This is a genomic window from Phyllobacterium zundukense, assembly GCF_025452195.1.
GTDB classification, from domain to species: Bacteria; Pseudomonadota; Alphaproteobacteria; order Rhizobiales; family Rhizobiaceae; genus Phyllobacterium; species Phyllobacterium zundukense_A.
On sequence record NZ_CP104973.1, the window covers coordinates 717,012 to 731,839 of the forward strand.

At 56.1% G+C, this 14,828-nt stretch carries 10 protein-coding genes and 1 pseudogene; 8 read left to right on the forward strand and 3 right to left on the reverse strand.

Features of this window, described 5'->3' with window-relative positions:
* Positions 1–72: 72 nt before the first annotated feature.
* The 7 genes and pseudogenes from mutS to N8E88_RS15900 all read left to right on the forward strand — a co-directional run bounded on the left by mutS (position 73) and on the right by N8E88_RS15900 (position 10,086).
* Positions 73–2,804: pseudogene (mutS, locus tag N8E88_RS15870) on the forward strand (DNA mismatch repair protein MutS).
* Positions 2,805–2,896: 92 nt separating this feature from the next.
* A complete protein-coding gene (locus N8E88_RS15875) occupies positions 2,897–5,710 on the forward strand; it encodes a [protein-PII] uridylyltransferase (protein ID WP_262294508.1) in 2,814 nt (937 codons plus the stop codon).
* A 1-nt stretch (position 5,711) separates the two neighbouring features.
* Complete coding sequence (gene murJ, locus N8E88_RS15880) at positions 5,712–7,295, forward strand: murein biosynthesis integral membrane protein MurJ (RefSeq protein WP_262294509.1); 1,584 nt, start codon at positions 5,712–5,714, stop codon at positions 7,293–7,295.
* Positions 7,296–7,309: 14 nt separating this feature from the next.
* Positions 7,310–7,678: a VOC family protein gene (locus tag N8E88_RS15885; RefSeq protein WP_262295496.1), complete on the forward strand. Its 369-nt coding sequence runs from the start codon at positions 7,310–7,312 to the stop codon at positions 7,676–7,678.
* 108 nt (positions 7,679–7,786) lie between these two features.
* Positions 7,787–8,866 (forward strand): tryptophan--tRNA ligase, encoded by a 1,080-nt coding sequence (gene trpS / locus N8E88_RS15890; RefSeq protein ID WP_262294510.1) that lies wholly within the window; start codon positions 7,787–7,789, stop codon positions 8,864–8,866.
* Positions 8,867–8,919: 53 nt separating this feature from the next.
* Positions 8,920–9,408: a universal stress protein gene (locus N8E88_RS15895; RefSeq protein ID WP_262294511.1), complete on the forward strand. Its 489-nt coding sequence runs from the start codon at positions 8,920–8,922 to the stop codon at positions 9,406–9,408.
* Between the two features lie 99 nt (positions 9,409–9,507).
* Entirely contained in the window at positions 9,508–10,086 is a 579-nt protein-coding gene (locus tag N8E88_RS15900) for a NifU family protein (protein ID WP_262294512.1), read from the forward strand.
* A 55-nt stretch (positions 10,087–10,141) separates the two neighbouring features.
* Here the strand turns inward: N8E88_RS15900 and N8E88_RS15905 are convergent, their stop codons facing one another.
* From N8E88_RS15905 to xylF, 3 genes are all read right to left on the reverse strand, one after another.
* Positions 10,142–10,921, reverse strand: a complete 780-nt coding sequence (locus N8E88_RS15905; protein ID WP_262294513.1) for an ATP-binding cassette domain-containing protein — start codon at positions 10,919–10,921, stop codon at positions 10,142–10,144.
* 13 nt (positions 10,922–10,934) lie between these two features.
* A complete protein-coding gene (locus tag N8E88_RS15910; RefSeq protein WP_262294514.1) occupies positions 10,935–12,242 on the reverse strand; it encodes a sugar ABC transporter permease in 1,308 nt (435 codons plus the stop codon).
* A gap of 84 nt (positions 12,243–12,326) precedes the next feature.
* The gene (gene xylF / locus N8E88_RS15915; protein WP_262294515.1) at positions 12,327–13,370 is read right to left on the reverse strand and encodes a D-xylose ABC transporter substrate-binding protein; all 1,044 of its coding nucleotides are present in this window, start codon (positions 13,368–13,370) and stop codon (positions 12,327–12,329) included.
* A 207-nt stretch (positions 13,371–13,577) separates the two neighbouring features.
* On the opposite strand from xylF, the gene N8E88_RS15920 reads away from it, so the two are divergent.
* On the forward strand, positions 13,578–14,825 hold the full coding sequence (locus tag N8E88_RS15920) for an ROK family transcriptional regulator (RefSeq protein ID WP_262294516.1): 1,248 nt from the start codon (positions 13,578–13,580) through the stop codon (positions 14,823–14,825).
* The last annotated feature ends 3 nt before the right edge of the window (positions 14,826–14,828 follow it).

The window sequence follows — 14,828 nt, forward strand, 5'->3', positions numbered from 1 at the left end:
ATGAACCCGGAAGAGGTGTGTAAATCCTGCGATAGCGAATAGATTGCTCCTGATCGAAATCAGGAGAGCGTCTTGGCCGAACTGGCAGCCATCATCGAACCGTCCCCTTACGACGCTGACATATTGGCGCGACCAACGCCGATGATGGAGCAGTATATCGAAATCAAGGCGACGAACCCGGATAGTCTCTTGTTCTATCGTATGGGCGATTTCTATGAATTGTTCTTCGATGACGCGGTCGAGGCATCGCGCGCGCTCGGCATCACGCTGACGAAGCGCGGAAAGCATCTGGGCGACGATATTCCCATGTGCGGCGTACCGGTCCACGCCGCCGACGATTATCTGCAGAAGCTGATCGCGCGTGGCTTTCGCGTTGCTGTATGCGAGCAGATCGAAGATCCTGCGGAGGCCAGGAAACGTGGGGCAAAGTCTGTCGTCAAACGTGATGTCGTTCGATTGGTGACACCCGGCACGATTACCGAAGAAAAATTGCTCGACCCATCAGAAGCCAATTATCTGATGACACTTGGCCGTGTGAAAGGGGGGCGGATAAAGGTCAGTTTGCTCTTGCCTGGATAGACATTTCAACCGGCACATTCCGTGTGAGCGAAACCGATCCTGGCCGGTTGCTCGCGGACATTCTGCGTGTGGATCCACGCGAATTGATTGTGGCAGATCCGGTATTTCATGATCCGGATCTTCGGCCGGTCTTCGATGTCATCGGCCGGGCGGTTAGCCCGCAGCCACTCAGTCTATTTGACAGCGCTACGGCAGAAAACCGTATCCAGCGCTATTTCGATGTCAGCACATTGGACGGGTTTGGCCAATTCTCGCGTGCCGAGCTTTCAGCCATTTCCGGTGCTATCGCCTATGTCGAAAAGACACAGATTGCCGAGCGCCCGCCGCTGATGCGGCCCGAGCGGGAATCGGAAGGTTCTTCGCTTTTCATAGACCCTGCAACACGCGCCAATCTTGAACTCTTGCGCACGCTTTCCGGCAAACGCGAGGGAAGTCTGCTGAAGGCCATCGACCGAACGGTGACAGGCAGTGGGGCGCGTCTCCTCGCTGAACGGTTGACCTCTCCTCTGACCGATCCGGCTGCGATCGCGGAACGATTGGATTCGATCTCATTCTTCCTCCTCCGCCAACCGCTGGCAGATTTGGCTCGTGAAGCGATGAAAGGCGTGCCCGATATGCCCCGCGCTCTGTCGCGACTTGCAGTTGGTCGCGGCGGTCCGCGTGATCTGGGCGCACTCGCCCGTGGTCTTGAAGCGGCGGGCGATATCGCGCAATTGCTGGAACGTGAAGAACTGCCAGGAGAACTCACGCGGGTCAGAGAATGTCTTCGTCAATTGCCGCTGGAATTCGCCGAACATCTTGACCGCGCGCTTGCCGATGAGCTGCCGCTTCTCAAGCGCGACGGCGGGTTCGTCCGCCCAGGCTATCATGCCGAACTCGACGAAATGCGGGCACTGCGGGATCATTCGCGCCGCATCATCGCTGGTCTGCAAGCCGACTACATGGAAACGACTGGCGTCAGATCGCTGAAGATCAAACATAATAATGTGCTTGGTTATTTTATCGAAGTAACCGCCAACAATGCCTCGGTCATGACCGATACGGATGAAGCCAAGAGCAAATTCATCCATCGTCAGACCATTGCCAATGCGATGCGGTTTACGACGACAGAACTGGCAGAGCTTGAGACCAAGATAGCAAATGCCGCCGAACGCGCGCTTTCGATCGAGTTTGGCGTTTTCGACGCCTTGACCAATGAGACCGTGGCCAACGCCGACACTATTCGCGCAGGTGCTGCGGCGCTGGCGGCGCTCGACGTCTCCGTATCGCTGGCGACGCTCGCTGAAGAACAAGGCTACTGCCGACCGCTGGTCGATGACAGCCTTGCATTCGAGATTGTGGCCGGACGGCACCCGGTTGTCGAGCAATCGCTGCGCCGGCAAGCGGCCGCTCCCTTTGTTGCCAATGATTGCAATCTTTCTCCAGAAGGAACCGGCAAGGGAGCAATCTGGCTGCTGACCGGCCCGAATATGGGCGGTAAGTCCACTTTTCTGCGTCAGAACGCATTGATTGCTATACTTGCGCAGATGGGGTCATTTGTTCCCGCTGGTTCTGCTCATATCGGCATTGTGGATCGTTTGTTCTCCCGCGTTGGTGCCTCGGATGATCTTGCGCGCGGGCGTTCTACCTTCATGGTGGAAATGGTCGAGACCGCAGCCATTCTCAACCAGGCCAGCGCTCATTCGCTCGTGATCCTCGACGAAATCGGCCGAGGTACCGCTACCTTCGACGGCCTTTCAATTGCTTGGGCCGCGGTTGAATACCTGCACGAAAAGAACCAGTGCCGGGCAATTTTTGCAACGCACTTCCACGAAATGACCGCACTTTCAGAAAAACTCGAACGGCTCAGCAACGTGACCATGCGCGTGAAGGAGTGGGACGGCGATGTCGTTTTTCTGCATGAGGTCGCCAAGGGCGCCGCCGACCGTTCATATGGTGTGCAGGTGGCCCGTCTGGCTGGTCTGCCAGAAGCTGTTGTCAATCGCGCCCGCGACGTACTGCACCAGCTCGAAGCGGGAGAGACCTCTGGCAAGGCTGACAAGCTGATCGACGACTTGCCTCTGTTTTCAGTTGAAGTAAGGCGTCAGGCACTCAAGCCGGTTCAGGGTAAGGATAGTGGTTTGCTCGCAGCCATATCCACCATCAATCCGGATGAGATGACACCGCGTGAAGCACTGGAGGCGCTGTATCGGTTGAAGGGCCTCGTCGCGAACACGATATCTTGAATGCTGCAGGGATCGAGTGTTTCAAATGTAATCGTTTCGCTTGACACAAATTCGCGCTATAGCGTGCGGCCATTATCCATAAAGACGTATTCATGAGCGCTTCAGACCTGAGACTGGAACAGATCGTCAACCCGGCCGAGCTTCATCGACAATTTGAAGAGTTGGTCACGTCAACGAACAAACAGGGCACTGGAACCGTCGAGCGTAACGACGTGTTGCAGCTTGTGAAACAGTCGCTGATCGCGGGCCGCAAGTCGGCCGAAGACATGCTGATGAAGGATGCCGGCGGGACGCACTGTTCCATCCGGCTTTCTTATCTAATGGACCAGATTATTTCTGGGCTCTATGACTTCGCGGTTACCCACGTTTATCCCGCTGTGAACCCATCTACTGCGGAACGGATGACGGTCGTTGCAGTCGGCGGCTATGGCCGTGGGGGACTGGCACCTGGTTCCGATATCGATCTGCTGTTCCTGCTACCTTACAAGCAGACGCCTTGGGGCGAGCAAGTCGTCGAATATATTCTCTACATGCTGTGGGACGCCGGTCTCAAAGTCGGCCACGCCACCCGTAATCTGGATGAGTCCATCCGTCAGTCGCTGGGCGATATGACGATCCGCACCAGCATTCTGGAAGCCCGTTACCTTTGCGGGAATGAAGACCTTTTCGCCAAACTGGTGCAACGCTTTGATGACGAGGTGGTCAAGGGCACGGGGCCGGCTTTCATCGAGGCCAAACTTGCCGAACGTGACGTCCGTCACCGCAAGGCGGGCGAGACGCGATATCTGGTGGAGCCGAATGTCAAAGAAGGCAAGGGCGGCCAGCGCGATCTGCATACACTGTTCTGGATCGCAAAATATTACTATCGGGTGAAGACAAGTGACGAACTTGTCGACCTAGGAGTTCTTTCGCGTGCGGAACACAAAATCTTCCGTAAGGCGGAAGATCTGCTGTGGGCGGTACGTTGCCATATGCATTTCTTGACGGGCAAGGCAGAGGAACGCCTTTCGTTCGATATCCAGGGTGAGATAGCCCGGCGGCTCGGCTATACCGCCCATCCCGGTCTACGAGACGTCGAGCGATTCATGAAACACTACTTCCTTATTGCTAAGGAGGTCGGTGATCTTACGCGCATTATCTGCGCCGCTCTGGAAGAAGAGCAAGCCAAGCATGTTCCCGGTTTCAACCGGATTTTCCTCACCTTTTCGCGCCGCAAGCGAAAGCTCGCCGGCACAAGTGATTTTGTCGTCGACAATCACCGCATCACCATTGCCAATGACGATGTCTTCCGGAAAGACCCCGTCAATATAATCCGCCTGTTTCGTCTGGCGGACCAGCACGGCCTGGAGTTCCACCCCGACGCCATGCAACTAGTGTCGCGTTCGCTGTCGCTGATTAAAGCTGATCTGCGGGAAAATCCCGAGGCAAACAGGCTTTTTCTGGAAGTGCTAACCTCGGAGCGCAACCCCGAGCTCATCCTGCGGCGAATGAATGAATCCGGCGTACTTGGTAAATTCATTCCCGATTTCGGCAAGGTCGTCGCGATGATGCAATTCAATATGTATCATCACTATACTGTCGATGAACATTTGTTGCGCTGCATCGCAGTCATGTCGGAAATCGACCACGGCGATCTTGGACAGGAACATCCTCTTGCCAATCAGATCATGCCCGGTTTGAAAAAGGACCGGCAGGTCCTCTACGTGGCGCTACTTCTTCACGATATTGCCAAGGGAAGGCCGGAAGACCACTCCATTGCCGGTGCGAGGATCGCCCGGCGGATTTGCCCGCGTCTTGGCCTGTCCCAGGCCGACACCGAAACCGTTGCCTGGCTCGTCGAACAGCATTTGACGATGAGTAGAGTGGCACAGTCGCGCGATCTGAACGACCGCAAGACCATCGAAGATTTTGCTGAGATTGTCCAAACCCTCGACCGGATGAAACTGCTGCTGGTTCTGACCATCTGCGATATCAAGGCAGTCGGACCGGGGGTCTGGAATGGCTGGAAAGGCCAGTTGCTACGCAATCTCTTCTATGAAACGGAATTGATGCTGACTGGCGGGTTTTCGGAAGTCTCCCGCAAGGAGCGCACCGATCACGCTCGCACTCAGCTCGACAATGCGCTGTCGTCCTGGCCGCAGATCGAGCGCCAGTCGTATCTCGCATTGCATTATCAAAACTACTTGCTGACCGTCAGCCTCGAAGATCAGATTCGCCACGCCAATTTCGTGCGCGAGACCGATGCCAGCGGCAAAGCACTCGCCACCATGGTAAAAACCCATGACTTCGAGGGTGTAACGGAGATCACCGTGCTGTCCCCCGACCATCCGCGTTTGCTTTCAATCATCGCGGGCGCCTGCGCCGGCGCCGGCGCCAACATCGTCGATGCGCAGATCTTCACGACTAGCGACGGGCGCGCACTTGATACGATCCTTATAAGCCGCGAATTCCCGACTGACGATGATGAACGACGGCGCGCCATGCGCGTCGGCCGCCTGATTGAAGACGTGCTTTCCGGGAAATCCTATCTACCCGAGATGCTGGCAAGCCGCACCAAACCGAAGCGCGCGGTCAAGGCCTTCCGCATCACGCCGCGTGTCGAGATAAACAATACGCTGTCCAACAAATTCACGGTCATCGAAGTGGAAGGGCTGGACCGCCCCGGTGTTCTCTCCGAGATAACCGGTACCATCTCCGACCTCTCACTCGATATTGCCTCTGCTCATGTGACGACCTTCGGTGAAAAGGTCATCGACGTGTTCTATGTCACCGATCTTGTCGGTCATCAAATCACCAATACGACACGCCAGAATCGTATCCGCAAGAAGCTGCTTGCGCTCTTTGGCGAAGGAGACATCACGACCGCCCAGCCGCAACGGCAAAACATCCTCATGACGGCTGAATAGAATGAGCTTGGTCAAGAAATTTGCAACGGTTGCGTCCGGCACATTGATGAGCCGCGTGTTCGGTTTCACGCGCGAAATGCTGATGGCCTCGGCGCTGGGCACGGGCCCTGTCGCCGATGCTTTCAATGCTGCGTTCCGTTTCCCCAACACGTTCAGGCGGCTCTTCGCGGAAGGCGCGTTCAACTCTGCTTTCGTACCTTTGTTCGCCAAGGAAATCGAAGCCAATGGGCTTGATGGAGCGCGCCGTTTTTCCGAAGAGGTATTCGGTGTCCTTTTTACGGTGCTGCTCGGCCTGACGATCCTGATGGAACTGTCAATGCCGCTGATCGTGCGCTTCGTCATAGCTCCGGGCTTCGTGGCTGACCCGATGAAGTTCGACAACACCGTATCGATGGCGATCATCATGTTTCCCTACCTCGCCTGCATGTCGCTCGCCGCCATGATGAGCGGGATGCTGAATTCCCTGCATCGCTATTTCGCTGCGGCGATCGCTCCCGTTTTCCTGAATGTCATTCTCATCGGTGTGCTCGGCTATGCTTGGTGGAAGGGTCAAGACGGCAGGGCCGTAGGCTATGCACTGTCCTGGGGGGTCATGGTCTCCGGCTTGGTTCAGCTGGCCATTGTCTGGTTTGCGGTGCGCAATGCCGGCATTTCCATCGGATTCCGGTTGCCCCATATGACCGCCAACGTCAAACGCCTGCTGATACTGGCATTCCCCGCCGCTGTAACTGGCGGCATCACCCAGATCAACCTCTTGATCAACACCAATATCGCTTCCGCAAAATCGGGCGCCATCTCGTCTCTGGCCTATGCCGACCGCATCTATCAATTGCCGCTGGGTGTCGTCGGCATAGCAGTCGCGACGGTGCTCCTGCCCGAGTTGGCGCGTGCGCTGCGCTCTGGAAATCTGAAGGAAGCCGGCAGCCTGCAGAACCGCTCGGTCGAGTTCACACTGTTTCTTACGCTTCCTGCTGCGGCGGCGCTGCTGGTAATGTCGGAACCGATCGTTCGGATGCTGTACGAACGCGGCAATTTCTCCACCGCATCGACGCATACGGTCGGCAATATCCTGGCGATTTACGGGCTTGGCCTCCCGGCGTTCGTCCTGATCAAGGCCTTCTTGCCAGGGTTTTTCGCCCGCGAAGATACCCGCACACCGATGATCTTTGCGGCCATCGCCGTCATTGTGAACGTCAGTCTCGCACTGACGCTTTTTCCAATCATGGCAGAGACCGGCATTGCAACCGCCGAGATCGTCGCCGGGTGGACGAACGCGATTCTACTTTTCGTTACCCTCATCTGGCGGGGGCATTGGGGCCGCGACATTCCTTTGCTTACCCGCATCCCACGGCTGATTGTTTCCGCAGGTCTCATGGGTCTTGCACTCTATTACGCAATTCGCTGGATGGGCCCGGCGCTCGAGCCACATGCGCCTCTGCACATGCAAGCCATCGCCGTCGTATTACTGGTCGGGCTGTCGATGATCCTCTACTTTGCGCTCGCTTTCGGGACAGGTGGTGCGAGCTTTGGAATGATCCGCCGTAATGTCAAACGGCGAACAAAAGCGCCTGAGGACGCTTCGTGAGCCGGTTTATCGGCATGATCACACTTGTCGTGCGCGATTATGACGAGGCGATTGCCTGGTACACAAAGGTGCTCGGTTTTTCGCTTGTCGACGATACGGCTCTCTCCGAAGCAAAACGTTGGGTTGTCGTCGCGCCCGAGGGTGATGGCGCCCGGCTATTGCTGGCGAAAGCGGATGGTGACACGCAGAAAACCAGCATCGGCAACCAGACCGGCGGACGCGTTGCATTTTTTCTGCATACGGATGATTTCCCGGTGGACCACGCGAAGATGGTGGAGGCGGGCGTACATTTTCTTGAAGAGCCTCGCCATGAACCCTATGGCAGCGTCGCGGTGTTCGAAGACCTCTATGGTAATAAATGGGATCTGCTGGAGTTCAAATGAAGGTTGGCATCGATAAGGCTTGAATAGAGCGTCTCCCTCTGCCAAAAGCTCGGTTTCATTGCTTTCGGAGCCTGCAAGCCCGATCCCCGAACGATCAAGGACGATTTTATGAGCACGTTTGAACCGCTCGTCTTTTCCGGTGTCCAGCCTACCGGCAACCTGCACCTTGGCAACTATCTCGGCGCGATCCGTCGCTGGGTTGCTTTGCAGGAAAGCAGCAAATGTATCTACTGTGTTGTGGACCAGCACGCGATTACCCCTCCCATCTCCGTCTGGGGCGGGCCGGCCGAACTCATGCGCAATACGCGTGAGGTCACCGCGGCTTTCCTTGCTTCTGGCATCGATGCAAAAGAGAACATCGTTTTCAACCAGAGCCGCGTGCATCAGCATGCCGAGCTGGCATGGGTTTTCAACTGCATTGCCCGCATGGGTTGGCTCAACCGCATGACCCAGTTCAAGGACAAGGCCGGTAAGGATCGTGAAAATGCGTCCGTCGGTCTGTTCGCATACCCGAACCTGATGGCGGCGGACATCCTTGTCTACCGCGCCACGCACGTACCTGTCGGTGAAGATCAGAAGCAGCATCTGGAACTGACGCGCGACATCGCCCAGAAGTTCAACACTGATTTCTCGGACCGGATCGCTGAACTTGGGCTTGGTGTTGAAACGCAATCGGGGGATGAAACGATTGCCAGCTTCTTTCCGCTGACCGAACCGGTCATCGGCGGACCAGCAGCACGCGTCATGAGCTTGCGCGATGGGACCAAGAAGATGTCAAAATCCGACCCGTCGGACCTCTCGCGTATCAATCTGACAGACGATGTGGATACGATCTCAAAAAAGATCCGGAAGGCCAAGACCGATTCGGAACCCCTGCCATCCGAGCTCGAAGGATTGAAAGAGCGACCAGAAGCTGACAATCTCGTCGGTATCTATGCCGCATTGGTCGACAGCGATAAGGCCACCGTGATCCGCGATTTCGGCGGACAGCAATTCTCGACCTTCAAGCCCGCACTTGCTGACCTCGCGGTAGAAAAGCTTGCGCCGATCGCTGCGGAAATGCGGCGAATTTCTGCGGACCCCGGTTTTGTCGATGCCGTCCTCAAAGATGGTGGTGAACGCGCTAGTATTCTCGCAGAGAAGACGATGCGCAATGTCCGTGATATTATCGGATTTCTGCAGAACTAGACCGCGCGAGGGAAAGCCTTGCGGACGATCAATGCTTGGGGCAGGTTGCGCACATGGTATCAAGACGTCTTAGCCGCGAAGCCGGCCACCGCCGCAAATTTCTGGCCGTCATTGACGAAACGCCGGAATGCGAGCGGGCTGTCGCCTATGCCTCGCGCCGAGCCAAGACGACCGGCGGTGTACTCTTGCTGCTGTTTGTCATCGATTCAGCAGATTTTCAGCAGTTTCTTGGCGTTGAACAGATCATGCGCGCGGAAGCCCAGGAGCGGGCCAATTCGACGCTCAGCAAATTTGCGGCCAACGTCCGGGAAACAATAGGGATCGAGTCGGAACTTGCTGTCCGCGAAGGCATTACATCCGACGAGATTCGGAAGCTTATCGAAGAAGATCAGGATATCGCCATCCTTGTCCTGGCGGCTGGTTCCGGCAAGGACGGACCTGGCCCGCTTGTTCAATCGCTGGCAGGACGGGAATCCTTTTCCATTCCAGTTACGGTCGTGCCCTATAATCTGTCTGATGAGGATATCGACGCGATTACCTGATTACGTCGACCAAACGTGATATAATCCTGACTTGAAGAGAATGGTTTAAAGGCCTATATGCCATTTGAATAGTTCTAAACTAGATATGCGAGATCTGCCATGTTCATCCAGACCGAAGCAACGCCCAATCCAGCGACCTTGAAGTTCCTGCCTGGAAAGGTGGTGCTTGAAGAAGGAACCGCCGATTTTCGCGACGCAGCAAGTGCTGGCGAATCTTCACAGCTTGCTGGCAAGATTTTTGCCGTTCCGGGCGTCACCGGCGTATTTTTTGGCTATGATTTTGTCACCGTTACCAAGAGCGAAGGTCCGGAATGGCAGCACCTCAAGCCCGCCATTCTAGGTGCGATCATGGAGCATTTCATGTCTGGCGCACCGGTCATGGCCAATGTCAGCCAGATCGCTGACACCGCCCAGCGGGAGACCGATGGTGAATTCTTCGACAGCGCCGATACCGAGATCGTCGATACGATCAAGGAGTTGCTTGAAACACGTGTCCGCCCGGCCGTGGCTCAGGACGGCGGGGACATCACGTTCCGCGGTTATGAAAACGGTACTGTGTTTCTGCACATGAAGGGCGCCTGCTCGGGCTGCCCATCGTCTACCGCGACGCTGAAGCACGGCATCCAGAACCTGTTGAAGCATTTCGTTCCGGAAGTTCAGCAAGTCGAGTCGATTTGATTTTTTCAGTTTGGTTGTTGAAAAAGGCCGCTTTTGAGCGGCCTTTTTTATTGCTCTAGTTCACCGCGCCAGGTCCTGGTATCGCGCCGGGGGGGCACTTTCCGAGAATGATCATGCCGAGCACTTCGTCCTCGTTGACATCGCTAACCTTGGCAGTGCCAACCACCTGACCGTTTTTCATCACCGCCACGCGATCAGCGAGGTGGAATACGTCATGGATATCATGACTGATGAGAAAGATACCGATACCTTCACTCTTCAATTGCTTGATCAGTTCCCCGACCTGCGCGGTTTCCTGCGGTCCAAGCGCCGCAGTCGGCTCGTCCATGATCAGTATCCGGGCGTTGAACAAGATCGCACGTGCAATCGCAACGGACTGCCGCTGACCGCCCGAAAGGGCCTTGACCGGGTCCTTGAAACGCTGAAACCGTGGATTTAGTCTACCCATGACTTCGCGGGCGCTGTGCTCCATCGCGACGTCGTCGAGAGTGCCCCAAGGCGTCATCAACTCACGGCCGAGATAAAGATTGGCGGCCGTATCAACGTTGTCCGCCAGTGCCAGGGTTTGATAGATCGTTTCGATGCCATAGGCCTTGGCATCACGCGGATTGTTGATTGCCGCTTCTTCTCCATTGACCTTGATCGTACCATTGTCGCGCTTGTAGGCGCCCGACAGTATCTTGATCAGGGTCGATTTTCCGGCACCGTTGTGACCGAGAAGCGCAACAACTTCACCCGGAAAGAGATCGATCGAAGCTCCATCCACTGCACGGATGCCACCAAAGGCGATCGAGACATCTTCCATATCGATGAGAGGTGTTTGTGTGTTGGTCATGATTGTTCCTCCCTTAAGCTGTACGGCGGCGATAGATTGTGTCGAGCCAGACGGCCACGACAAGAACCAGACCGACAACGATATTCTGCAGTGGCGTGTCGAGACCGAGCAGAACCATGCCTGAGCTTAGTGATTGCATCAGCACCGCTCCGATCATGGCCCCGGCGATGGTGCCGACACCGCCAGCCAAGGACGTTCCGCCAATAACGGCGGCGGCGATGGTCAGGAGCTCATCGAGGGTGCCTTGTGCATTGGTAGCCGCATTGAGACGAGCGGTGGAAATGGCACCCGCAATGGCGCAGAGAACCCCCATAATGATGAAAATCTTCATCGTCACCCAGCGCGTATTGATACCGGCAAGGTCCGCCGCTTCCGGATTGCCACCCATGGCGAAGACATAACGGCCGAAACGGGTCCGCGTCGACAGGAACGTCATGACGAGACCCGCAGCTACAGCAATCAGCACCGGGATTGCAATGCCGTGTGAGATGAACAGCCCGCCATCGGGAATGGCGATGTTGTTGGCTTCGGCATATTTACGAACGATGCCGATCGGCCAGTAGTAGGCGTTGGCAATGGCGACTGCGCCGAGCACGAGAACGCACCCCACGGCCGCCATGAAGGCTTCGGCCCATATAGGACGACGGGGAAAGTTGAAACGTTTACGCTGGCGCCGGCTGTTAATGATCATCCCGACGATGGCGATACAGGCGACGACGCCAACGACCCAACTCCAGAATGCACCAATTGAACCCTCGGGACCTCCGCCCATAAGACGGAACGTCGAGTCCATTGGCGCAACCGTACGGCCTGAGGTAACCCACCAGGCAGCGCCACGCCATACAAGGAGACCACCAAGCGTGACGATAAAAGCGGGCACGCCCAGAAATGCAATGATAAAGCCCTGAAATCCGCCGATGAGCGCGCCTGTGATAACGCCAACACCAAGCGCAATGAGCCATGTCGCCGGATGCTCGAAACCAATAAGTCTTGGCAGGAACTCGGCTTGTGTCACGCCCATGATCATACCGACAAAGCCAAGAATCGAGCCCACAGACAGATCGATGTTACGGGTAACGATGATCAGTACCATCCCGGTCGCCATGACTGCAACAGACGATGTCTGAACAGACAGGTTCCAAAGGTTGCGTGGCGTCAGAAACTGACCGCCCGAGAGAAACTGGAAGGCAAGCCAGATAATGACCAGCGCTGCGATCATGCCGAGAAGACGGGTATCAAGCTCAGTCGCCTTGAAGAATCTGGCAACAATGCCGAGCTCCGACGAACGGGCCCGATCGAGGCTGATGGCCGGATCACTCATTGTACTCTCCCAGTTTTAATGTCTTCTTAAAACGCCGCCGATCCATCTGGACCAGCGGCGTTCAATTTAACAGATTTAACGATGTTACTTGCAGGCTGGTGCTGAACCTGCCTTCACGCCCTGACAGACCACGTCCTTCTTCACCCAGCCAGCGTCGATGACCACATCGAGATTATCCTTGGTGACAGGAACCGGAGTGAGGAAGACAGCGTTGACCTCAACTTTATTAACGCCGCCAGCAAACTTCTGAACGTTCGGGATCTCTTCCATCTTCTTGCCATCTGCGAGGGCGGAGGCGATACCCGCCGCTTGCTTGCCAAGTTCACGGGAGTCCTTCCAGATCGTCACGGTCTGCGTGCCGAGCGCTACGCGGTTAAGTGCGGCGAAATCGGCATCCTGACCGGAAACAGGAACTGTACCGGCAAGGCCCTGAGCCTGCAGCGCTGCGATAGCACCGCCTGCTGTTCCATCATTCGCAGCAACGACGGCATCGACCTTGTTGTCATTGGCAGTCAGGAACTGTTCCATGTTCTTCTGGGCGTTGGCAGGAAGCCAGCCATCCGTATAGGCTTCACCGACGTTCTTGATCTTGCCGGCGTCGATAGCTTCTTTCAGCACTTCCTGAGCGCCGGAAAAAAGAAAATCTGCGTTCGGATCTGCGGAGCTGCCCTTGATGAAGACGTAATTGCCTTCAGGCTTCACGGCAAATACGCCACGTGCCTGCATGCGGCCAACTTCCTTGTTGTCGAACGTGATGTAGAACGCATCCTTGTTTTCGATCAGGCGATCATAGCCTACGACCGGAATTCCTTCGGCAACGGCCTTCTCAACCGCAGGTCCGATGGCGCTCGAATCCTGCGCCAAAATGATCAGGGCATTGGCACCTTGCGAAATCAGGCTTTCAACGTCGGTCAGTTGCTTGGACGCAGAGGACTGTGCATCTGCCGAGATGTACTTGTCGCCGTTGGCTTCCAGCGCTTTTTTGATCGCGGCTTCATCGGTCTTCCAGCGCTCTTCCTGAAAATTCGACCAAGAGACACCGACGATCTTGTCCTTTGCCAGAACGGGGCCGGCAAATGATACAGCAAGGATAGCAGCCCCCGCCAATGCGGTTGCATATTTCTTCATGGTAACCCTCCCGGTGCATTTAGCACGTTGACTGAATGGATGCAGGCACTTGACCTCCGGCCGGCATCTAAACCTCTTTAATTCGAGGCTCGAAAAAAATAGTGACTTAAAAGCATTTACGTGTCAACTTAGATTTTCGTAGCATGGCACACCGCGCCGCGTGGGGTATTGTGGTGCACTGGACGCAGGTTTTTGGGAGGAAATCGCTTGTTCCTAGATGAGATTGCGCGTCCTGACGACGTCAGGCGGCAGAACCGACGGCTTGTGCTCGCTACGTTGCGGCGTCACGGACTGCTTTCTCGCACAGACATCGTGGCGCAGACCGGCCTCAGTCCATCCACCGTCTCAGCCATCACTACCGCGCTTATTGCGGAGGGAATTATCGCCGAGAGCCGCGATGGAGACGTCATCGCCAATCGGCGTGGCCGCCCTCAGGTGGCACTAACGCTGAACCCCGCGGTAGCGACGGTTGCAACCGTCGAACTCGCGCTCAATCTCGTCCATACAGTTCTGTTCGACTACAAAGGCCAGATGATCGCCGAGGAATTCCACCGCGTTTCAACACTCGATGCAAAGTCGGATGATCTCATCCATTCCATATGCCTGATGCTTGACAATCTGCTCGAAAGCCGTCCGTCCAATGCAGGCCCTCTCATGCATATTTCGATGGGCGTACAAGGAGTTACTGACGCGATCAGCGCTGTCATGCTGTGGTCGCCGATCACGCCGGACGTCAACATTGCCTTCGCCAAGGTACTTTCGAAGCGATACGACGTAACTGTCGCTGTGGCCAATGATTGCAATATGATTGCCGAGGCGCTGCGCTGGATTGAGCCCGAGCACTACGCAGAGGACTTTGCGGCAATCCTCCTCTCCCACGGGATCGGCATGGGCCTCTATCTCAAAGGCAAGCCTTTTCTCGGTGCCCACTCCTCTGCCGCGGAGTTCGGTCACATGTTGCATGTACCCGATGGCGCACTTTGCCGCTGCGGACGTCACGGCTGTATCGAAGCCTATGCCAGTGATTATGCCATTTTGAGAAGGACATCCGGTCAGGACGAGAAAGACCAGCCGGCACAGGACGTGGATGCGGCAATCTATGACGAGGTTGCAAATCGGGCCCGCACTCGCGACGGCGAAGAACGGGCTGCCTTCCGCAAGGCAGGTCAGGCAATAGGTTCAGGTTTGCGGAGCCTGTTTTCTCTGATCGACCCTATTCCTGTGGCCTTGGTTGGATCGGGCGCAGCTGTTTTCGACCTCATCGAGGACGAATTGCGCGATATCGTTTCCGGCACCTCCGGCTGGGGGGCAGCGCAGGAGTTGAGCATACGTTGCTATCCGGATGAACATCCGCTGATCCTGCAAGGCTGTATGATGACTTCCCTGCTTCACCTCGATACACAGGTTTTTGCTCCGGGCGACGCAGGTGATACGCCACTCAAGCGGGCAATTTGAACA

Excerpts from the sequence above, each read along its gene's own strand:
- N8E88_RS15900 (WP_262294512.1), top strand. The coding sequence starts at position 9,508 with ATGTTCATCCAGACCGAAGCAACGCCCAATCCAGCGACCTTGAAGTTC.
- N8E88_RS15875 (WP_262294508.1), top strand. The coding sequence starts at position 2,897 with ATGAGCGCTTCAGACCTGAGACTGGAACAGATCGTCAACCCGGCCGAG.
- N8E88_RS15905 (WP_262294513.1), bottom strand. The coding sequence starts at position 10,921 with ATGACCAACACACAAACACCTCTCATCGATATGGAAGATGTCTCGATC.
- murJ (WP_262294509.1), top strand. The coding sequence starts at position 5,712 with ATGAGCTTGGTCAAGAAATTTGCAACGGTTGCGTCCGGCACATTGATG.
- trpS (WP_262294510.1), top strand. The coding sequence starts at position 7,787 with ATGAGCACGTTTGAACCGCTCGTCTTTTCCGGTGTCCAGCCTACCGGC.
- xylF (WP_262294515.1), bottom strand. The coding sequence starts at position 13,370 with ATGAAGAAATATGCAACCGCATTGGCGGGGGCTGCTATCCTTGCTGTA.
- N8E88_RS15910 (WP_262294514.1), bottom strand. The coding sequence starts at position 12,242 with ATGAGTGATCCGGCCATCAGCCTCGATCGGGCCCGTTCGTCGGAGCTC.
- N8E88_RS15885 (WP_262295496.1), top strand. The coding sequence starts at position 7,310 with ATGATCACACTTGTCGTGCGCGATTATGACGAGGCGATTGCCTGGTAC.
- N8E88_RS15895 (WP_262294511.1), top strand. The coding sequence starts at position 8,920 with ATGGTATCAAGACGTCTTAGCCGCGAAGCCGGCCACCGCCGCAAATTT.